This is a genomic window from Paraburkholderia sp. SIMBA_053 (genome assembly GCF_046534895.1).
Lineage (GTDB): Bacteria > Pseudomonadota > Gammaproteobacteria > Burkholderiales > Burkholderiaceae > Paraburkholderia > Paraburkholderia caledonica.
Genome location: NZ_JAWRXU010000456.1, coordinates 1 through 288, shown reverse-complemented (window position 1 = coordinate 288; position 288 = coordinate 1). Strand labels below are relative to the sequence as shown.

General features: G+C 67.0%; 1 pseudogene. It reads right to left on the bottom strand.

What is annotated here, in order from left to right:
- Positions 1–193: pseudogene (locus tag SB753_RS36405) on the bottom strand (hypothetical protein); the annotation flags it as partial.
- Positions 194–288 lie beyond the last annotated feature (95 nt).

Sequence of the window (288 nt, the reverse complement as noted above, 5' to 3'; positions counted from 1 at the left end):
GGGCATACTTCTCGTCGACGCCGGACGTGCCCTCCCCGGATGTCTCGCCGAGCACGCGGCTGCGGAACGTCCGCGTCGCGGTGTACGCCGCGACCAGACGAGACCAGTCCTCGCCGAACGGGTTCTCGGGCGTCTGGTCGGTGGTCGTCGCGAATCCGTCGAGGGAGACATTGAGATCGACGCGGACTGCCATGTGGTGCTCCTTGCTGTTCTGCGTGTGCGGGTGTTCTGTGTGGACGGGCGGTGCGGTCGGGATCAGGGGTTCGGGTTGCTGTCCTTGCCGTCGAG